Here is a 21095-nt window from a genome sequence, read left to right as displayed (position 1 = left end):
TAAGTATCTGAAAAGTCAAGGCGGAATCTTAATGAAAGGACCGAATAGCCGCTTTCCGGAGGTGAAGCTCGGTAACTTGCTATTATAATTACGGAACAGGCTACCGATTTTGACATGCTCCCCATCAAGTGCAGAGGTTTATTTCTCAATGTTGTGATGATTTATGTATCTATGAATCTAGGTTTCCTTTATATTGTTATAATAGGAAGGTAACTTTTTACAATGGAGGATTTAAATTTGCAGACCCAGCGAGTATTAAGGAAGATATTGTATATTTTTATTTTTATTTTTATTATGGGCCTGACTGTGAACGATCATAACGTAGTAAACGCGGGGAGTAAGGAGATATCTGTTATTCTGGATGGAAAGGTATTGGAGTTGTCCAAAAAAACAGTGACCATAAATGATGTGAATTATGTGCCACTGCGTGGTGTGCTAGAGCAAATGGGTGTTAATATCCAATGGAATCAGAGCTCAGGAACGATAATAGCAAGAAAAGGTGCACAGATCGTGGAATATACGCTGGGCAACTCTTATGCACGTATAAATACTATGGAAACGGTTATGTCTTCACCTGGTAAAATCATTGATGGTTCGGTAATGGTTCCGCTTAGATTTGTCGGAGAAGCATTTGGAGCAAAGGTCACTTGGAACGCAGCGGCAAGATCAATCACCATCATTTCTGACGATATGCTGCTTGCTTCCATTTCTCCTGAGCCTACGGGAAATACTGCTTCCAATCTGATGAACAACGGTTTTGCCGTTAAGCAGGGAAAGTGGATATATGGACTCGAAAATGAACAGTCAGGTTATCCAACTCATGGAAATGGCGGTTATCTGTATAAAGTGAACGAGGATGACGGAAAAAGCACCAAATTGGTCCCTGCCCAAGCGCGAATGCTGAATGTGCAGGACGATAGGATTTTTTATATCGGTCCGGATGGAATTTACAAAATACTCACAGATGGCAAGGAAGGAACACGCCTTATCGACTCCTCTTCCTCAAGACACCTGTATCTTCTGAACAATTGGTTATTCTATGATACGGAGGATGGAATATATCGATTACAGACAGACCGGTTGGGAGCAATACCTATTCGTGTTCTTGAAAATCCGAATGTTGATCAATTTACAGTCTCGCAGGGCTGGGTCTATTACAAGGGGTTTAGAGATAATGATGGACAGACCGGGGAATTAGGAAGAATTCGGATTAACGGAAGGGACAATATCGTCTACGGCAGATTCGAGTGTAATGATCTTACAGTACATGGGGGATATCTTTATTTTAATTATTTTGATGAGAATACGGATACGAATAAGATTGGAAGAATGCCTGCTGTAGGCGGTGAGTTACATTATTTAGTTGATGCTGAGGGTTATAATATTTCAAATAATTTATTGTTTTATGGAAAAGGGACAGTGATATATCGAAGTGAATTGGATGGTACTAACGCTAAACCCGTTGCTAATCTGGAGTCCTGGCCTATGCCGCTCAAGTTTGTAATATTTAATGACTTTCTGTTTTATGAAAAATCAATCTTTGGTGACAATGGCCAACACGCTTCAGCGGTATATGGAGTTAATTTAGCCGCCAAGAAGGGCTGGAGCTTGTTTGGAAAATCACTCCCTGCCGAGCGGAAAGATAACAGTCATCTTTACCCACATAACGATAAAGAGAAAATTAATGAGGTTGAACAATACGCTAAAAAAGTAGTACAGCAAACAGTTAGCCCTGACATGACTCCCCGTGAAAAAATAAAAGCATTGCATGATTATGTTGTAAAGAATACGGCCTATGACTATGAAAATTATATAAAGGACACTATACCCGAAAATTCGTACACGGTATACGGTACGTTAATAGAGCATAAGGCGGTCTGCGAAGGATATGCACTAACGATGAATGTGCTATTAAAACTCGCGGGTATGGAAAGTTATCTTATCTCAGGATTGGCCAATGGACAAGGTCACGCCTGGAACATCGTTGTTCTAAATGGTGTCTATTATCATTTGGATGCCACCTGGGATGACTCTGCACCGGATATTCCGGGTCAAGTCAAATATGATTATTTTCTAATTTCGGATGATCAGATGGCTCTGGATCATGAATTTGATACAGAAGGAATCAAGGGATTTTTTGAGAGAAAGAAAATGTTGGAGGGAATTGCTATTGATTTCGAATAACTTGTACCTATTTATCCCGTACATGCACTTCTAGGCCTCTGCCCACATAGAATAAAAGGACCATGAACCCGTAGTTCTCATTGCTGATCGGTTTCATTGTACACGTGCGGGAGGTGTCGCAAATTGCCCGGAATCATAAGTACAATTGCCCTGTTGATCAAAGAATTGACGCTGTTGGTGTCGTATGTAAGGAACAACGCGTTTCCACAGCCCCTTACCGAAGAAGAGGAAAGCCGGTACCTGGGGCGGATGGCGGAGGGGGATGCCAAGGCCCGTAACTTGTTGATTGAGCATAACTTGAGACTGGTTGCCCATATTGTGAAAAAATTCGATAATACCGGCGAAGACATGGAGGACCTGATCTCCATCGGGACCATCGGCCTGATCAAGGCGATCGAGAGCTATCGTCCGAATAAAGGTACTAAGCTGGCTACCTTCGCAGCCCGTTGTATCGAGAATGAAATTCTCATGCACTTGAGATCGCTGAAAAAGACCCGTAAAGACGTCTCCCTGCATGATCCCATCGGTACTGACAAGGAAGGAAATGAAATTACACTTATAGATATCCTCGGTTCGGAAGCCGATGATGTAATCAAGGAAGTCGATCTGAAGATTGAAAAGAGCAAAATATACCGCAACCTCGACATCCTGGATGACCGGGAAAAAGAGGTCGTTGTCGGCCGTTTTGGCCTGGACACGGGCGGGGAAGAGCGGACGCAGCGGGAGATTGCCAAGGAGCTTGGCATCTCGCGGAGTTATGTGTCGCGGATAGAGAAGCGGGCGCTGATGAAGCTGTATCATGAGTTTTATAAGGCGAAGCGGTGAAATTTAACGAAACACACCTCACTTTTCGGATGCCAGTTCCATCGCTGGTAACGTTAAGTCAGAGGTTCAATATTTCTTGACTCCATTGCACAAAAGATCGACCCAATGTCTGGGTCGATCTTTTGTTATAAGAACCCATGGGCGGCAAAGTCTCGGAGCTCACTCTGCACAAGAAAGAATTTTGAAAAGGGATAAGGACAGGAATCGGAATCTATAAAAGGGATCTAAGTTGAAGGAATAGTTTCTATTCGCAATCAGAACGCTATAACCTCCTAAATAGATATTACTATTTAGGATACATATTAACTGCTCGCAGAAAGGGGTGCTCTGCGCAGCCTCCCGAACCGTCAAAGCCTTTTATAGGCAAATAGCAGAATAATCACGGAAACAGCAGCATAGCTCAGTGAAACAAAGGGATATCCATTAATGCCGAAAAAATCAGTAACCGGTAACTTTTGCATTACACCGAGATACCAGAGGAAAAGATAGCAGAAGCTAAATAAATGCATCGAAAGAAACGAGCAGCCTATGGCGAGCGTAACCGTAAATAACAGACCTGTCAGAAGCATGATCAATTTTACGTATTCCTGTGCCAGCAGCAGATTCAGAATGGTGCCGCTAAAAAAAAGAGTGATACAGCCGGTAAAAAACACTATTTTAGAAATGAAATATTTCTGTTTATAAGCGAGGGTGGTATGGATGAACAAGTCCTTCACCTTGAATGTAATATTAGCAAACAAAAATAAAGGCGAGATCGAGGTGAAAATAAAAAGTACTCCGTCTAGCCCTTTGGATGAAGGCGAAAATTGAATCAGAAATAGAGGAATTAGCAGCAAATGCGTCTTTTCAAGGCTGCGTCTGTAAATTAACGCCTCAAGACGGATTAGTGCACCCAAATGTACATGGAAATAAGTCGAGGTCTGGGGCCAGGCCGACGATTTCGATTGGTTATGCACCAGGGCTGCCGCCGATCTATCAGACATTTTAATTTTCTGCCGGACAGGTTTAGGTGAACTGATTTTGATTTTGGAGGTAGCACCTTTCCTATAAAAAATACTGTCATAGCTTCGGGTTGCCCCAACCACATGCACAAGCAGAAATGCAAGTCCGATGATTACCAGCCTACTTGCAATAAAATCAGGTTCCCAGTTCACTTTGTGCATTAAGAATGTATTGTCGTAATGGTCAATATTCTGAAGGAAACCAAGTCCTCCATCCCATTGGCTAAGAGCCATAGCAGGAACAAATTGATCGATAATATTGTGGACAATAAACAGAAGTCCTGAGAAATCATAATAGGGATTAATTGTATCACGGTCAACTTGGACCAATACATAAGACAAATATCCGATGGAGAAGACAAAAATAAGGATGTTGCCGACAGTATTGCGTAACATATTGAACATATCCAGACACACAGCCAGACTGGCCAGAACATACAAAAAGGGGATGACGAGCAGAAGGAAAGGCAGAGCATATGACAGAAAAACAAACTCTGCGCTTTCACCACGACTAAATTGCATAATGATAGCCATTACTTCCACTGCTGCGGCAATAAAACATAGATACATAAAATTAGTTAACCTTTTGGACTCAAAATATCTATGAAGAGATAATGAAGAGCTTTTAATATACAAATCCAGCTTTGAATCTATGTCCAGTCTAATTGAACTGCGAATAAAATATATTCCACTAAAAATAAGGACGGTATGAAGGAACAGCACTACCAGAAGTCCCATCCAGGCTGAATTGTAAACTCCGCGAAAACCGCCTTCAAGTGAATTACTATGGATGACTGTTGTTAGTGTCGTATACGTCTGATTGCTGGAAGGAAAATAAAAAAAAGTGAGTATGGCAAAGAGAAGCAGAGTCCATAAAAAGGAACGTTTACGAATCTTCTCTTTTACTTGAGGAGTGACAAGCTGCAACTGGTTGAGAATCAGGGGCTTAATCATTTTAGCTCTCCCGCCAATCTGTCATGACCGCCAAATCTGTCCTTCATGTCCGGGGTGTCCTGATTCAGTTGATCTTGATGCATATAATATAAGTAGACATCTTCAAGGGTAGGCCCAATCTCTTCCGCGTGCGGGGCAGGGCGTGTGTAAGACAACACTCGTGTCTCCAGGCCGTTGCGGTTCATCTGGCTACCTCCGTAGATGTAAGGTACTTTTAAGTCTGCGTCGGGGCTCATCTCCGGAATTCTCCAGACTATATTGTTAATAGACTGCTTCAAGGTACCCGGGTCGCCTGAGGCAAGAATCCGACCTTTTTTCATAATAATGATATGTGTTGCAAGTGCCTCGACATCGGAGACGATATGTGTGAATAATACTACTGTGGAACGTTCGGCGTGTCTGGCAATGAGCTGTTTAAAGAATACCCGTTCATCGGGGTCGAGCCCTACTGTAGGTTCATCCAGAAGCAGGAAAGAGGGTTGATTTAGCAAAGCTTGGGCAATGCCGATCCTCTGCTTCATGCCTCCGGAGTAGGACTGTATCGGCTGGTCGCAAATTTCCGAGAGATTGAGTGAGTCCAGCAACTCCTGCACCACAACGGCAGCTTCCCTCCCAGGTAAGCCCTTCATGGCGGCAATATACATCAGAAACTCTCGTCCTGTCAGGACAGGGATCAGACCGATACTCTGGGGGAGGTATCCGAGCCTGCTTTTATATTTTTGGGCTGTTTTGTGAATATCATTGCCCTCATAGAGGATACGGCCACCTGACGGTTGCTCGATCATGGCGAGCATGTTCATCAAGGTGGATTTCCCTGCGCCGTTGGCTCCAAGCAGACCATAAATTCCTTTTTCTAATGTAATGTTAAGGGGATATAGAGCTTGTGTATCCTTTCCGTAACGCTTCTCTAATTGCTCAATTATAACGGTCATTAAACCCCACCTTTGATAATATTTAACAAATAAACAAGGAGAATTATACCATGAAAAATCATGAGTGATATGAAAACACAACAAACAAAAAATAATATTGTGAATTTTTGAACATGAAACTGTCAAATTAATCTTTAGCAGTGATTTAAGTATAGATGTGTGTTCATAATGCTGGTCGGCATCATCAGTATCACGAATAGAAAAGGGCACCGATGAAGCTGTATCATGAGTTTTGTAAGGCGAAGCGTTGACTTATCTGAGTAGAGGTTTCTTTTTTCCATTTATCATGAAAAGCAAGCGCAGCAAGAAAAAAACAAACCTGGCGCAGAAGCTCATCAGGCTTGTTCCTTTTCAAAAATATAAGAATTTAATGGTTTGCGCTACCGTTTCTACTTATCACCAAGCTGTATCCCCTTCTCCTCCACAAACCTCTCCAGAACCCTAAAATCCTCAGTAACCTTTTTAAAAGGTAAAGCCCCCAGTACCTTATCCCGGTAATCCTTCTTGGCTGCGGTGGACAGACGGGAATCCAGTATGCTGAGTACACCAAGGTCAGTTTCGCTGCGGATTAGCCGCCCGGTTCCTTGTCTTAAGCGGAGCAGCATGTCCGGTACAAAAACATCCTTCAACGGATTGTCTGCCATTGATGCTTTATATTCATAGACAGGATCGGAAGGAACAGGGAAGGGCAGGCGGAAAATGATTAACTGCGACAGATCGGAGCCTTCGATATTCACGCCTTCCCAGAATACACCGGTACTAAGAAGAACACCTTTACTGCCCCTGAATTCAGCGATCACCCCGTCCTGGGACGAGCCTTCTCTTTGCACATGTAGCGCCCATTCAAGCTTCTCGGAGTGTAACTTCTTATGAATGTACTTCATATCCTCCTTAGCTGAAAAAAGGACCAAAGTCCGCCCATCCGTTAAGTTGCAGAGCCTCATCATTTCCTTGTATGCCGCTTCAAGATAAGCTTCCCGGTTCTGATGGTTATAATAGGGGATGTCCTTCGCAATATACATCATGGTGTGATTGTCATAATCAAACGGTGAGGCCTGGCGCTCCATATAATCTCCCCTGTAACCGAGGGATTGCGTAAGATATGCGTATTGTTCCTCCAGCGTGTCGCCGCTTTGGCACATGGTAGCTGATGTTAAAACAACGGAGGTCTTCCCGTTAAATAACGTATATTTTAAAAATTGGCTTATGCCTTTAGGACAGATGCTGATGGTACTCTCCCGCTGGGTGTTGCTTGCCCATATCAGATAATTATCCTTCACTCCGGCGAGTACATCAAAAAGTTCTATAAGTCCGTTGATATCCTCAAAAAGATTATCGATCTCCCGCTCATGCTTGGAAGTTAAGACGGAAAGGCTGAGACTACACGCTTTTAAAATCTGTGACCCTCGTTTTAAGGGAACTCCTGTGATCTCCGATACTTTTATACGGTCATTGTCCTGCTTGGCTGTCTGTAGCAAATCTGCCTCGACCTGTTTGAAAATATGGCTAACACATCTTTTTAAAAATTTGAATTGCGCCATAAGCTCCCTATCTGCGGATTGCTTGAAGAGAATCTGTAGAGCGTCATCCAGAATACGGCCGGTTCTGCGGAATGTAAACTCGAGCGTCCCGGCATCTCTAACCTTTGCCTCCAAATTATGAGCTTCATCTATTACGATCAGAGCGGGCCGTTCAGTGATTAATCCCTTTGTTCCTTCTTTTTTCTTGATCAAATCACGGATGAGCAGGTCCTGGTTGACGATGATAAAATCCATATCGCTGGCGTTTGCATTAATTTTAGCCCTCATCTCGTAAAACGAACATGTACTTTTATATTGGCAACGTTCAAATTTGCAATCATTGACACACACGTTGGACCATACAGCATCACTAATACCGCCCTTAATATCTGCTCTCTCATCAATTTCATAATTCACAATCTGCCGGGCAAGTGTGGATAGCGGGGAACTTGAATCATCCGTCTGTAACAGGTCTGCTGCTCTGTAACGGCAAGCGTACTGTCCCATCCCTTTTCCGACTACAGAGCGAACCCTTGTAAATCCGAGCCGGCTTCCGATGAACCTCAGATCCTTATGTATCTGTTCTGAAAGCTGTATGGAGGATGTGGCAATAATGACCGGTTGCTGTGAGATCTGGTTAATGAGCAGGCTGGGAATGAGGTATGCAAAGGACTTACCGATGCCAACTCCGGCTTCAATCATTGCATTGCGTCCATTAATATAAGCATCCGCGATATCCAGAGACATATCTTGCTGCCCGAGCCGCTCTTTAAGTCCAATCCGGGGAAATCTATCGTACATCCGGAAGATGGCATTGACTAAAGAGGGCTCGATGTCCTTTTTTAGCTCCCGCTTCTGTAATTTATAGAGATCACTTAACCAGCTAATAACGACCGCCCCTTTTCATAATCAATGTTCTTCCTGCTATAGTTTTTTGGTGAGGTTGTAATTATCTTCTAAACTACACTTACAGTCAAGTGTGAGAACATAAAGCGGAGAAGGAGTGCATAGTGGGCAATTATCAAGGCGCTTGGCATCAGCCGGAAGGATGAGTGGATAGAGAAGCGGACGTTGATGGAATTTTTGTTGTAAATAATGATATTTTTAGCATTAATTTCAATTCGATTGTAGTAAAATGCTTCTTGTAAATGAAGGAAATAAACTCTATTTAAAGGAGACAATCTTTTGAATAAACTGTTAAAAACATTTTCCATTATATTGCTTATTTTTAATGTCGGGGGATGTGGGACTGGATCAAATAATCAAGAGAAGATCTTCAATGATAACAAGCGTTTAATGGATTCAGGGGATAGCTACACATTTAGCAGTAAGACAGGAAAGATTACAGAGGACCATGCAGAGATAAAATTCTCGGGCTTTTCAGGGGTCTATACTGTATGGAGCATAACTTCAGATGCTGACGTGACCACAAAGATTAACATTAACGGAAATGCTAAAGACGATAAATTTAAAATTATTCAGGTTAATGAATATAAAGAATTGATAACTCTTTGGAATGGGGAAGGAGCAACTGAGCTTACAATATCTATACCCAAAGGGAGTAGTGCAATTAAATGGGCTGGCAAACATGCTTCGGGCAAGGTGATGATGGAACTAGAAACAAAATCAGAGATGAAAATAGCTTCTCAGAAGGATCTGTTTGAGGGAGATGAATTTTTCAAAAAAGATTAATATGAGATGTAACTATCGACAAAGTTAAAGCCGTGTTGACACGGCTCTTCTTTGTATTGTGTTGTGTTGTGCAAATGGGGCAGGTGAGCTACGAAGTAAAATCTTCACCATCTTAGTCTGTAGAATGTCCCTAATGATAAGTTGTTGACTCTGTAGTCAAAAAGTGATAAAGTAACTCCCATGAGCAGACCAAGAGAATTTGATGTCGATCGTGCGTTGCACCAGTCTATGGAAGTGTTTTGGAACAAAGGATATAAGTCAACCTCCTATGAGGATCTAACTCGTACGACTGGGGTTAAAAAGCAAAGTTTGTATGGTGTATTTAACGACAAGCGTTCGTTGTTCTTAAAGGCGTTGGTACATTATCGTGAGCAAAATACAGAGATATTAGAAAAGCTGGATGCTCAGGAAATGTCGCCACTGAACAAGCTGGAGTCTTTACTTGACTTTCTTCTGAGCGAGGAAATCGCATGCCGCGGATGCCTGATGGTAAATTCCGCAATGGAGTTCGGAACAGAAGACGATCAGGTCACCCGTGAAATAGAGTTGATGTTTGCTGAAGCAGAACATGTGCTAGAGAAGATTATCATCAGTGGCCAAGAGCAGCAAATGATTACGTCCCGTTATTCCAGCAAAGAGTTGGCAGCCTATCTGCACAACGCTATTATCGGCGCGAGGATGATGGAAAAATCAGGTGCATCCCGGGAACAGGTCGAGGCAGTATTACGCGTGTCTTTTTCTTTAATATCGCCTTGATCTTTTTTTTGCCAAGTTTTTGACTACGTAGTCAAGTAAATGTCGTCGCTATCAGTAGAACGCTATTATTAAATTAAAGGAGGTGATGCTTTTCGAGATGCGCCTTCAGGCTAAATTCGAATCGAAGTCAAGCTGATCTTAAGCGCAGGCGACAAGTCTGTGATAATAATTAGATTTTTTCGAAAAATATATTAAATTTGGAGGATATTATGAACCATACTCAATCTGTAGAACCCTTGTTTACGTCTTTTGAATTAGGCAACTTGAAATTATCTAGTCGCATTGTGATGGCACCAATGACCCGGCAATTTTCTCCGGACGGCGTGCCTGGTGCAAACGTAGCTGCCTATTACCGCCGCAGAGCTGAAAATGGTGTGGGACTTATTGTGACTGAAGGAACGGTGATCAATCATCCGGATGCGTCCAATCAAGCCAACGTTCCGTTCTTTTATGGTGAAGCTGCACTAAACGGCTGGGCCAATGTGGTAGCTGAGGTGCATGAAGCGGGCGGTAAGATTATCCCACAGATCTGGCATATGGGAGCACGAGGCCAAGTGAATGATTATTCGGAAGTGGAAATTGCTGATATCGTTCAAGCTTTTGCACAGGCAGCAGCCGAAGCTAAGCGACTTGGATTTGATGGTATTGAGTTACATGGTGCGCATGGATATTTGATCGATCAATTCTTCTGGGAAAAAACCAATCAGCGTACCGATCGTTATGGCGGTGATATGCTTGCACGCACACGTTTTGCCGTGGAGGTCATTGAGGCTTGCCGTAAGGCAGTTGGGCCGGATTTCCCGATTGTACTGCGTTTATCGCAATGGAAATCTACTGAATACACAGCAAAATTGGCTGAAACACCGGAACTACTGGAACAGTTCCTGGCGCAACTGGTTAATGCAGGCGTGGATATTTTCCACTGTTCCACTCGCCGTTTCTGGGAACCTGAATTCGAGGGCTCTGAGCTGAACTTTGCCGGCTGGACCAAGAAGCTGACAGGCAAACCGACCATTACAGTTGGTTCTGTTGGCCTGGATGGAGATTTCACTAGTTTGTTCGCCGAAGGAAAAGGTGCAAATCATGTTGGGATTGACCGGTTGATTCAAAAGCTCGAACATGAAGAGTTTGACTTGGTAGCCATAGGTCGTGCTCTGTTAGCAGATCCTGCTTGGGCAGATAAAATCCGTGACGGCCGGACAGATGAGCTGATTCCTTTTACAGCAGAGGCCCTAAAGACACTTCATTAATACTTTCTCCGAATTGACAGAACACACTATTATATGTAAAATTTAAATCATACTTATCTCATCGACATAATAATATATTGGTGTGGTTGACCAGTTCGACTGGAGACTGAGGCGGATTTCACGACATGTGATCCGCCCAGTCTCCTATTTGCGTTTATCGCCAAAGGAGAGAGAGCGGATGAGTGAAAGGCTGAACGGAAGCAAGAAGTGGAGATTCGATACGTTGCAGGTGCATGCTGGGCAAGAGCCGGATCAGGCTACTGGTGCACGGGCGGTGCCGATTTATCAGAGCAGCTCTTTTGTATTTAAAAGCACGGATCATGCTAGTGCGGTGATTAATTTTGAAGAAGAGGGCAACATTTACACGCGGATCAGCAATCCGACGAATGCTGTGCTGGAGCAGCGGATCGCCGCTCTGGAAGGCGGAGTGGGGGCGTTGGCCGTAGCTTCAGGCTCCACAGCAGTAACGTATGCAATCTTTAATCTGGCAGGAGCCGGAGATGAGATTGTTGCAGCTAACACTTTGTACGGCGGTACGTTCAATCTGCTGGATGTCAGTCTGCCGAAGCTGGGCATTAATACCGTGTTTGTATCCCCAGATGATCCTGACAATTTTCGTCGTGCCATCACGGACCGGACCAAAGCGCTGTTCGTTGAATCGATTGGCAATCCAGGTTTGAATGTTGCTGATATCCAAGCCATAGCTGATATTGCTCATGAACATCATCTCCCATTGATCGTGGATAATACGTTCGGTAGCCCTTATCTTGTACGTCCGTTTGAGCACGGTGCGGATATTGTGGTGCATTCTGCGACCAAATATATTGGCGGGCATGGCACCTCCATCGGCGGTTTGATTGTGGATGGCGGCACCTTTGATTGGACCAGTGGCAGATTTCCGGGTTTTACGGAGCCAGACCGCAGCTACAATAATCTTCGTTATGTCGAGAAGTTCGGAGAACTAGCGTATATCACCAAAGTCAGGGTGCAGTTTTTACGAGACATGGGGGCGGCGATCAGTCCGTTTAATTCTTTTTTACTGCTGCAAGGATTGGAGACCTTGTCTCTGCGGCTGGAAAAGCATCTTGCGAACACGCGAGTTGTCGTTGAGTATTTGGAAAACCACCCGGATGTGGCCTGGGTCAATTATCCGGGCTTGCCTAGCAGTCCATATTACTCGTTGGCTGAGCGGTATTTTCCGAAGGGGCCAGGGTCGATCTTTACGTTTGGTTTAAAAGGAGGCTATGAGGCCGCGAATGTCTTCATCAATAATCTAGAGTTGTTCTCGCATCTGGCCAATGTGGCGGACGCCAAATCGCTGGTGATCCATCCGGCCAGTACGACACATGCCCAGCTCTCACCGGAGCAGCAGCTCGCCGGAGGAATAACTCCCGACCTGATTCGGTTGTCGATCGGCATTGAAGATCCCGAGGATCTGAAGGAGGATTTAGAACAAGCGATTCGGAAGGCACAACTAGCTGTGGCGGATGCAACTGAGGAGACAGCAGCTCCAGAGGCGGAGCAAATAACAGGTTAGCAACGTTTAGCCAGAATGGATTAATACACAAAACGGCCCTGTTTCGCATTTACTTGCGACAAGGCCGTTTTATTGTTTTGTGAACATATAAGCCAGTTTACATGCCTGCTTAATGTTACCTAAAACCAGCAATGGCGGTGCTTACAGAGGTTGAGAATATTCCTTATTTTGCTATAATTCAGGTAGTATGAGCAGTCGTCGACACTCATGAATTAGGAATCCTCTGATTAAAAGGAGACGTTCTTATGAACAAGCGTAATAAATACATTTTATTCGGAATAGTGATGCTAATCATCGTTGGTTTAGGCATCTTCTATATGTCTCCGAGTAACACGACTTTTAAAAAAGCTGTATTGGACCAATTGGATGTAGCAGAAGTAAGCTCCATTAAAATTGATAAATCAGGAGCTGCTGTAGATGAAAACGAAGTAACCATTACAGATCCGGGCGAGATCGATAAAATACTAGGCACACTCGCTCAGATAAACTTACGTAAGTCGAGGCTATCTAACATTAAATATAATGATTCATATTGGATAACCATCGAGACAAAGAGTGAGAATTTGAAGTTTGGAATCACACTCTATGATCAAAATTATTTAGAAACTTATGAATATAATGCAAAGATTCCTAAAAATAAAATCCAATCCTACAAAATAACGAACGACTTTGATCTAGAGGTTATCCGCGATTTATTTAAAAAGTGATATCAAGCTCTTGCACTTAAAACTTATGCATACAAAAAGCAGCTATTCTCCAGTGTTTTAGAGAGTCGCTGCTTTAATTTTTTTTGAGTGCTGGCGATTTTATTCCTAGGTAACCCACTACAACGAAGCGGACTCCTTAGCTGCATAACGATTCGACGGGACTTCCAGCCCGAGATGTTCTCTTAATGTACTGCCCTCGTATTCGGTGCGAAACAACCCACGTTGCTGCAGAAGCGGCACGACCTGATCCACGAATTCTTCAAGTCCGTCTGGCAAAGAGGGGGCCATTAGCATAAAACCATCGGCTGCGCCTTCCAAAAACCATTTTTCCAGAGTATCCGCAATCTTCTCCGGTGTACCTACCAGATGATCCTGGCTGAAGGATCCGATAATGAGAGAATAAACTTCCCTGAGTGTAGGGTTCTCCCGGGCAATGACAGGCTGATGTTTGGCATAGTCAGGATTCCGGGCTTCCAAGTGAACCAGTCCTGCCTGAGCGGCGGTGGTTTGTGTCGTAAATCCACTGAAATCAAGCTCTTTAAAATAATCGGCCAGGAAGTCGAGAATATCGCTATCCGGTAGCAAATCTTCCAAGCGTTTTAACTTGGCATAGGCTTCTTCCTCCGTGGGGGCAATGACTGGAGATATTCCTTGCAGAATAAAGACGTCGTCCGGGTTCCGGCCATATGAGGCCACTTCTTGCTTAAACTCCTGATAATAGGCTTTGGCATCCTCAAAATTATATTTTATGGCGAAAACCACTTCTCCGACTCGTGCCGAGAACCTCCGCCCGGCCTCCGAATTCCCTGCTTGAACCAGCACGGGATGACCTTGCGGGGAACGGGCAATATTAAGTGGCCCTTCCACAGCAAAAAACTCCTCTTTATGATGGAGCCGGTGCAGCTTATCTGGATCGAAGAACTGTCCGGACTCTTTGTCATACAGAAAAGCATCATCCTCCCAGGAATCCCACAGGCCGCGCACGACATCTACGAATTCCTCGGCTCTTTTGTAGCGATGATTGATCTCGAAGTGGGACTCTGCTCCGAAGTTCCGGGCTGTGTTCCCGGACAAGTCCCGGGTGGTGACGATATTCCAGCCTGCTCTTCCTTTACTGATCTGATCCACGGACAGGAATAGACGAGCCAAATTGAAGGGTTCAATGTAAGAGGTTGAAGCGGTGGCTACCAAACCGATCTTGGAAGAGGAGCCTGCCAGTGCGGCGATTAGCGTAATAGGCTCGAAGCGGTTGAGGATATTGGGGTGGGATTGTTCATTAATCGCGAGGCTGTCTGCGAGAAAAGCCACATCGAACTTTCCGCGTTCAGCGGTTCGGACAAGCTCACGGTAATAATCAATATCTATGCTGGCTCCAGGATGTGCTGACTCTAGTCTCCACGATGAAGCATGCATACCTGTTCCGACGAGATAAGCGGATAATTTAATTTCTCTTTTGCGTGTCATTTGGGGCATTCCTCCTAAATGAGGGTCTCCAGTTGACTGGTCGAAACTCATATAATCAATAAGTATGTAGGTTTGATTAATGGGTATTTATGCAAAAGATTTTAAATAGATGAACTAGGTTTGTCAATATTAAATTTTCAAATTATTAGCAAAAAAATAGGTTGTTGACGATTGTTAAAATTTGCGATACTATGACCTCAATATAACCGATTGAATTACTCGGAAATAAATGCGCGACCAGTCAACTGGAGATGCCGCTTCTAAATCAACTATTTAGAGCTGCATCTTTTTTTATGAGATGAGGTGGGGAAGTGGCAAGGATAGGCGCGGCAGTCGTAGAACGAAATGTGCCAGTACCGATGAGAGATGGAACCCTCTTGTATGCGGATGTATACCGCCCTGAATCCGAAGGTCTTTATCCGGTGCTATTGCTCAGAACGGCATATAACAAGGAAGATGCCCAGAGTATGAACTATGCCCATCCGTCCTGGTATGCGCGGCAGGGATATATTGTCGTGGTACAGGATGTCAGAGGGCGGTGGGCTTCAGAGGGTGAGTTTCATCCTAATAGCTATGAGGAGGAGGATGGATACGACACGGTTCAATGGGTATCGGCGCTTCCTGGCGCCCTACCCAAGGTTGGCATGTACGGGTTCTCCTACTGCGGGGCAGTGCAATGGCAAGCGGCATTAGCACGGCCACCAGCGCTGATATGCATTGCTCCGGGAATGATCGGTTCAGACGCCTATCAGGGAAAGACGTATCGCAATGGCGCTTTTGCACTCGCGAGTCTGTTATCCTGGGTGCTATTCGTGGCCCAGGACACAGCGCTGCACCGGGGGCGGAGTGATTGGGCGGCGGACATCCCTGGGCTGTATGCGGGAATCCATTCGTTATATGGCAAGCTCCCGCTAAAGGAGCTGCCGGAGCCGCTTGAGGAGCTAGTTCCCTTTTATAAAGAATGGTTGGAGCATCCAGAAAGAGAGGAATACTGGCTTCCCTCGTCACTAAAGGAGCAGTATCAGAAGATTGAGGTGCCTGCTCTGCATATCGGCGGCTGGTATGACCTGTTCATTGACGGAACGATTGAGAACTACAACGGTGTCCGCCAGCATGGGGCCACTGAGACCGCCAGAGAGAACCAGCAGCTATACATCGAGCCATGGTTCCATATGCCATGGTCCAGATATGTAGGCGAAATGGATTTTGGGCCGGAAGCGGTTAACCGGATCGATGAGTTGCAACTGCAGTGGTTCGACAGATGGCTGAAGGGTAAGGTGCCGCAGGGTCGTGAAACAGCGAACATCCCCATCCAGTTCTTCCTGATGGGAAGCAATAGCTGGCGGCAGGCGGAAGAGTGGCCGTTGCCTGGGACACGAATTACGGATTACTACTTACATAGCACGCGTAAAGCCAACTCCATCAATGGAGATGGGCGACTAGATACGCTGCATCCAACGGATGAATATCCGGATGTCTATGTCTATCATCCTTCCATTCCGGTGCCTGCGCTTGGGGGGAGGTCGGGCGCTGTACCAGATTTAACGCCGATGGGGCCGAAGAATCAAATCCCTGTGGAACTGAGGAACGATGTGCTCGTCTATACCTCGGAGCCGCTGACCAAGGGATTGACCGTCATTGGAGAGGTTGTCGCTGTCCTCTTCGTTTCTTCGAGTGCCGAGGATACAGATTTTGTTGCTAAGCTGGTCGATGTCCATCCGGATGGTCGGGCGTTCAATGTTGCAGAAGGCATTTTACGGGTCAGTTACCGGAACGGACTGGAGCGGCGCGAGCCGATTATTCCGGGTGAGGTGATGGAGCTCCATCTCTCGCTTGGGCCAACGGCGATAGAATTTTTACCAGGGCATGCGATCAGGCTGGATGTGACAAGTTCATTGTTCCCCACCTTTGACCGGAATCCGAACCGGTTGCTGAATCCCGGAGAGGTGACGGAGAGGGATTTCGTTACAGCGACGCAGAGTCTTTTTCACGATAACAATTATCCATCGAGGCTTGAGCTGCCGATCATCGAGGAATGAAAAACAAAAGAGGTGCAGGGGATGACAGTAGCTTATATCTGGTTTGATCTTGGATACACGCTGGTTTATTTGGAAAGGGAGGCGGCGTACCGTGAATTTCTGCTCGAACAAGGCATAGAGAGGTCTCTGCAGGCCATTGAAAAAGCCTATCATCAGACCGACAAACTGTTCATGCGTCAATATAAAGGGGCGCTAGGCAAGGATACGGATACGTTCTATCCGTGGTACATCGGTATATTGAATTACTCTCTGAACGTACATTTCGATCTGGTCCGCCAATGCAGACGGCTGCGGGAAATTGAGGCCCAGCAGCAGAGCGGCTGGCGGGCGTTCCCTGAGACACTGGAAGTGCTGGGTGCCCTTAAAGAGCGTTCTTACGGGATTGGTCTGATCAGTAACTGGGATCTTACGGCGAGATCGGTGCTGGAGGAGAACGGGCTGCTGCCCTTCTTTGATCAGATTGTCATTTCCTCAGAGGTGGGCGCGGTGAAGCCGGATGAGGTCATTTTTCGGAAGGCGCTGAAGTTGGCGGGAGTGAGTGCCGGGCAGAGTCTGTATGTGGGTGACAACTATTATGACGATGTCATTGGCAGTCAGCGCGTGGGGATGGAGAGCTGTCTCATCAACCGGTTTGGCAAGCTTGGGATTGAGGAGATTGGGCAAGTGCCGACTCTTTCATCCATTAAGGAACTTCCGCAGCTGCTGGGCGCATCACCGAAGAAAATATCAAGGGGCTAGTAAGTGTACATTATCGCGAGGCATTAACGATTGCACATTACTAAGATAAAGGTGGGAAAGAAGATGACGAACAAAAAGCTAACGAACACAAAGAAATCCTTATATGTCCTCTCGTTGATTACGGCTGTACTCATGGTGCTGGTGTTATCTGCCTGCGGCAAAGATACAGCGAAAACGAACGCTTCACAGTCACAGTCAAAGTCACAGCCCACCAGTAGTACAGAAGCAACGCAAGCTCCTGAAAGTACAGAAGCACCGAGTGCTGAACCGAAAAGCGGAGGCAAGGTCGTCGTCATTATCCCGCAGGATCTGGATTATTTGGACCCTCATCTGGCGGTAGCGGCTGGAACGGCCGAAGTGCTGTTCAACGTGTTTGAAGGTCTTCTGAAACCGAATGATAAAGGCGAGCTGTATCCGGCAGTTGCTGAATCCTATGAGGTATCCCCGGACGGCTTGACCTATACCTTCAAAATCCGCAGCGGTGTAAAGTTCCATAACGGCAAAACCGTGACCTCTGCAGATGTGAAGTATTCTTATGACCGCCTGGCGGGTACCGCCACAGGCAAGCCACTGTCCACAGCTTATGAAAGTGTAGCCTCGATTGAGGCGCCAGACGCTTCAACGGTTGTTTTCAAGCTGAAGGAGAATAATTCCTCGTTCCTGACCTCCTTGACCGCGGCGAGCGGAGCGATTATTCCGGAAGGTTATGAGGACAGTAACAAAACGCCTATCGGCACAGGCCCGTTCAAGTTCAAGGAGTATCTGCCCGGACAGCGTCTTGTTGTTGAGAAGAATTCCGATTATTACGTGAAGGATATCCCTTCGCTGGATCAGGTGGAATTCCGGATTATTACGGACAGTGAAGCTGCGCTACTGGCTTTGAAGTCAGGAGAGGCGGATATTTATCCACGGATCGGGACAGAACGGCTTGAGGAAGTGGCTGATAAGTTCAACGCCGTCAGTGCCCCGCAAAATCTGGTGCAGCTCGTGACCTTCAACATTGCCAGAAAACCGTTCAATGATGTCAAGGTGCGTCAGGCGATCAACTATGCGGTTAACAAAGATGAGATTATTGCCGGGGTTGCACTGGGCAAGGGAACCAAGCTAGGTTCCAATCTAAGCCCTGTACTTGCCAAGTACTATCAGGAAGGTCTGGAGGATAAATACGCCACGGATATTGAGAAAGCCAAGAGTTTGCTCGCCGAGGCCGGTTATCCGAATGGTTTTGAAACTACCTTGTCGGTGCCGTCCAACTACCAATTCCATGTCGATACGGCACAGGTCTTCGCTCAGCAGCTTGCGCAAATTGGCATTAAAGTCAAGATCGAGCCTGTGGAATGGGCAGTCTGGCTGGAACGGATTTATAAAGGTCGTGATTACGATCTGACGATTATCGGGCTGGATGGCAAGCTCGACCCGTACTCTATTTTGAACAAGTATCTGTCAGATTCGCCGAACAACTTTTTCAACTATAAAAATCCGGAGTTTGATGAGACGCTGAAAGCTGCCGTTAAGGAAGTGGACGATGCCAAGCGGGTGGAGTTGTATAAAAAAGCCCAGACCATTCTGGCTGACGATGCTGCAGCTGTGTATATTATGGACCCTAACCTGAACGTAGCTATCAGCAAAAAGCTGACCGGATACAAGCAGTATCCGATCTATGTACAGGATCTGTCGACCGTGCACTTTACGGAGTAACCTGCGGGAGGATTCAAGGCATGAACTATTACGCACGCCGGTTAGTCACGCTCTTTTTGACGGTATTGTTCGTCGTAGTATTGACGTTCACTGCCTTTCGCATCATCCCTGGTAATCCGGCGTTGGCCATTCTGGGAACGGAGGCGTCGAATGAGCAGATTGCTCTGCTTGAAGCGAAGCTCGGCACCGACCGTCCCCTTCTGGTCCAATTCGGTGATTGGCTTGGTAACGCGGCTCTGCTGGATTTCGGCGAATCACTGCGTTTCTCGGAGCCGGTGTTGAAGCTGATCATCAGCCGTGTTCCTGTCACGTTATCACTGGCGCTGCTTGCGCTAGTGATTTCCGTGTTTACAGCGGTGCCGCTTGGTATTCTGGCCGCCAAATCGCACGGCAAGAAATGGGATGCTCTCATCTCGATCGGCACACAGTTCGGATTAGCCATTCCCTCCTTCTGGATGGGCATCATCCTGATTCTTGTGTTCGGGCTGACGCTGAGGTGGTTCTCGGTCAGTAGCTATGTACCGTGGTCAGAGAGTCCACTTCTGGCATTAAAGTCGATTGTATTGCCCGCTGTTGCGCTAGCGATTCCGCAGATCGCAGTGATTGTCCGGTATTTGCGCACCACGATGCTGGAACAGCTGAATCTGGATTATGTGCGTACTGCCAGAAGCAAAGGGCTGTCTGAACGGTCGATTCAATATATACATGTGCTCAAAAATGCGCTATTGCCGGTCATAACTATTGTCGGGATTAATTTTGGCGAACTGCTGGCCGGTAGTCTTGTCATTGAACAGGTCTTCACACTGCCAGGCTTCGGCAGTCTGCTGATTACCGCCATCGGCAACCGTGATTATCCGCTGGTGCAGGGGCTGGTGCTGCTAATCGCTGTCACTGTCATTATCATTAATTTTATTGTCGATCTGTCTTACCGCTGGTTGGACCCGAAAATTCGTCTAAAGTAGAGGGCTCTTAAGGATGAGGATAAATAAAAGCTTCAGTCTGGTGCTCGGTAGTCTGTTCGTAGGGCTGCTGCTTGTCATTATGATAATCAGCCTCTTCTACACCCCTTATGGGGAGAATGTCATGAGTATAACCGAACGCTTGCAGGCACCGGGCTCAGCGCATTGGCTGGGAACGGATAACTTCGGGCGAGATGTGCTTAGCCGCATTATGGTCGGGGCACAGACAGCCTTTCTGGTCGGCTCTATATCCGTAGCGATTGGCCTTACTTGTGGTTTCATTGTGGGTACCTTAGCCGGGTATGTGGGAGGCTGGGTCGATGAGTTGATGATGCGGGCTACGGATGCATTGCTGGCCTTTCCCGGCATTCTGCTGGCGCTGTTGCTAGTGTCTATCTTCAAGCCAAATCTGTTCCAGACTATTATCGCTATAGGTGTGTTATCCGTCCCATCCTTCGCACGGGTGATTCGCAGCGGCGTACTGCAGCACCGGGAAGCGGACTATGTGCGAGCGGCAAGAGGAATTGGCGCAGGACATTTCAACGTCATTTTTATTCAGATCCTACCCAATATTATTTCTTCTATTATAACAACGGCGGCACTTAGCTTCTCGACGGCGATTTTGGTAGAAGCGGCGCTCAGCTATCTGGGACTTGGCGTTCAGCCACCTGATCCCAGCTGGGGCAGGATGCTGAACGAAGCGCAAGGATATTTGAACAAGGCACCTTGGTATGCGCTGGCGCCGGGGCTGTTGATCACATTATCGGTGCTTGGCTTCAACCTGCTCGGGGATGGTATCCGCGATTTGCGCGACAACGTGAACAGAGGGGGATGACTAA

At 46.1% G+C, this 21095-nt stretch carries 16 protein-coding genes; 12 read left to right on the top strand and 4 right to left on the bottom strand.

Features of this window, described 5'->3' with window-relative positions; translation table 11 throughout:
• Positions 1 to 222 precede the first annotated feature (222 nt).
• A complete protein-coding gene (locus AC3Y23_RS16545) occupies positions 223 to 2184 on the top strand; it encodes a stalk domain-containing protein (RefSeq protein WP_379200832.1) in 1962 nt (653 codons plus the stop codon).
• 123 nt (positions 2185 to 2307) lie between these two features.
• Positions 2308 to 3009: an RNA polymerase sporulation sigma factor SigK gene (gene sigK, locus AC3Y23_RS16540; protein WP_066373374.1), complete on the top strand. Its 702-nt coding sequence runs from the start codon at positions 2308 to 2310 to the stop codon at positions 3007 to 3009.
• Positions 3010 to 3356: 347 nt separating this feature from the next.
• On the opposite strand, the gene AC3Y23_RS16535 is transcribed toward sigK, so the two are convergent.
• The 3 genes from AC3Y23_RS16535 to AC3Y23_RS16525 form a co-directional block, all read right to left on the bottom strand.
• Positions 3357 to 4964 carry a hypothetical protein gene (locus tag AC3Y23_RS16535; protein ID WP_379200829.1) on the bottom strand — a complete coding sequence of 536 codons (1608 nt, stop codon included), beginning with the start codon at positions 4962 to 4964 and terminating at the stop codon, positions 3357 to 3359.
• Positions 4961 to 5896, bottom strand: a complete 936-nt coding sequence (locus tag AC3Y23_RS16530) for an ABC transporter ATP-binding protein (protein ID WP_379200827.1) — start codon at positions 5894 to 5896, stop codon at positions 4961 to 4963. Before AC3Y23_RS16530 ends, AC3Y23_RS16535 begins: the two co-directional genes overlap by 4 nt.
• A 389-nt stretch (positions 5897 to 6285) precedes the next feature.
• A complete protein-coding gene (locus AC3Y23_RS16525) occupies positions 6286 to 8217 on the bottom strand; it encodes an ATP-dependent DNA helicase (protein ID WP_379200825.1) in 1932 nt (643 codons plus the stop codon).
• A 384-nt stretch (positions 8218 to 8601) separates the two neighbouring features.
• Between AC3Y23_RS16525 and AC3Y23_RS16520 the strand changes: the two genes are divergently transcribed.
• The 5 genes from AC3Y23_RS16520 (at position 8602) to AC3Y23_RS16500 (ending at position 13358) form a co-directional block, all read left to right on the top strand.
• The gene (locus tag AC3Y23_RS16520) at positions 8602 to 9108 is read left to right on the top strand and encodes a hypothetical protein (RefSeq protein ID WP_379200823.1); all 507 of its coding nucleotides are present in this window, start codon (positions 8602 to 8604) and stop codon (positions 9106 to 9108) included.
• A 180-nt stretch (positions 9109 to 9288) separates the two neighbouring features.
• Positions 9289 to 9864, top strand: coding sequence for a TetR/AcrR family transcriptional regulator (locus AC3Y23_RS16515; RefSeq protein WP_379200821.1), 576 nt, complete (start codon positions 9289 to 9291; stop codon positions 9862 to 9864).
• A gap of 209 nt (positions 9865 to 10073) precedes the next feature.
• Positions 10074 to 11114, top strand: a complete 1041-nt coding sequence (locus AC3Y23_RS16510; RefSeq protein ID WP_379200819.1) for an NADH:flavin oxidoreductase — start codon at positions 10074 to 10076, stop codon at positions 11112 to 11114.
• Positions 11115 to 11304: 190 nt separating this feature from the next.
• Entirely contained in the window at positions 11305 to 12651 is a 1347-nt protein-coding gene (locus AC3Y23_RS16505) for an O-acetylhomoserine aminocarboxypropyltransferase/cysteine synthase family protein (protein WP_379201239.1), read from the top strand.
• A 245-nt stretch (positions 12652 to 12896) separates the two neighbouring features.
• Positions 12897 to 13358: a hypothetical protein gene (locus tag AC3Y23_RS16500; RefSeq protein ID WP_379200817.1), complete on the top strand. Its 462-nt coding sequence runs from the start codon at positions 12897 to 12899 to the stop codon at positions 13356 to 13358.
• 117 nt (positions 13359 to 13475) lie between these two features.
• Here AC3Y23_RS16500 and AC3Y23_RS16495 read toward each other — a convergent pair whose 3' ends face one another.
• Entirely contained in the window at positions 13476 to 14822 is a 1347-nt protein-coding gene (locus AC3Y23_RS16495; RefSeq protein ID WP_379200815.1) for an LLM class flavin-dependent oxidoreductase, read from the bottom strand.
• 311 nt (positions 14823 to 15133) lie between these two features.
• On the opposite strand from AC3Y23_RS16495, the gene AC3Y23_RS16490 reads away from it, so the two are divergent.
• The 5 genes from AC3Y23_RS16490 (at position 15134) to AC3Y23_RS16470 (ending at position 21091) form a co-directional block, all read left to right on the top strand.
• Entirely contained in the window at positions 15134 to 16861 is a 1728-nt protein-coding gene (locus tag AC3Y23_RS16490; protein WP_379200813.1) for a CocE/NonD family hydrolase, read from the top strand.
• Between the two features lie 21 nt (positions 16862 to 16882).
• The gene (locus AC3Y23_RS16485) at positions 16883 to 17599 is read left to right on the top strand and encodes an HAD family hydrolase (protein ID WP_379200811.1); all 717 of its coding nucleotides are present in this window, start codon (positions 16883 to 16885) and stop codon (positions 17597 to 17599) included.
• 63 nt (positions 17600 to 17662) lie between these two features.
• Complete coding sequence (locus AC3Y23_RS16480; RefSeq protein ID WP_379200809.1) at positions 17663 to 19297, top strand: ABC transporter substrate-binding protein; 1635 nt, start codon at positions 17663 to 17665, stop codon at positions 19295 to 19297.
• A gap of 20 nt (positions 19298 to 19317) precedes the next feature.
• Positions 19318 to 20259, top strand: coding sequence for an ABC transporter permease (locus AC3Y23_RS16475; protein ID WP_379200807.1), 942 nt, complete (start codon positions 19318 to 19320; stop codon positions 20257 to 20259).
• A gap of 13 nt (positions 20260 to 20272) precedes the next feature.
• A complete protein-coding gene (locus tag AC3Y23_RS16470) occupies positions 20273 to 21091 on the top strand; it encodes an ABC transporter permease (protein ID WP_379200805.1) in 819 nt (272 codons plus the stop codon).
• Positions 21092 to 21095: the final 4 nt, after the last annotated feature.

The sequence above is a fragment of the Paenibacillus sp. MAHUQ-45 genome (assembly GCF_058133325.1).
The sequence above is the reverse complement of the archived record's forward strand: the minus strand, read 5'-3'. Positions and strand labels throughout refer to the sequence as shown.